At 56.2% G+C, this 333-nt stretch carries 1 protein-coding gene; it reads right to left on the bottom strand.

Annotated elements, in window-relative coordinates; all coding sequences use genetic code 11:
• A partial coding sequence (locus J4D28_RS30330) for a transposase (RefSeq protein WP_207246533.1) occupies window positions 1–333 on the bottom strand: 333 nt, incomplete at both ends.

Raw genomic sequence — 333 nt, forward strand, 5'->3', positions numbered from 1 at the left:
CTGACCGGTGTGCATCGGCCAGCGAACGCGGCTGACGATGCCCCGCCAGTAACTCTTTAGCCGTTTGGCGAACTGGATCAGTGCCGGTATTTCGCTTTCATGAGCATGGCGCAACCATTGCTTCCAGGCCGATCTCCAGCTCCAAGCGGTATTCGGCGTCCAGAGCGTTTTGAGTTCAGCCTTCATCAAGTAGACCGTCATCAACGCCTGGTTGGCCGCCAGCAAATCCTGCAAGTGAACCTGTTGTTCCGGCGTTTTCAGATTCTGTGGATTGCGTAGCAGTAGCCATCGCGCTTGCTTGATGACCTTACGAGCAGGCTTGTCGTGGCGTAG

Source organism: Pseudomonas sp. GW531-T4 (genome assembly GCF_017349615.1).
Taxonomy (GTDB): Bacteria; Pseudomonadota; Gammaproteobacteria; order Pseudomonadales; family Pseudomonadaceae; genus Aquipseudomonas; species Aquipseudomonas chlororaphis_I.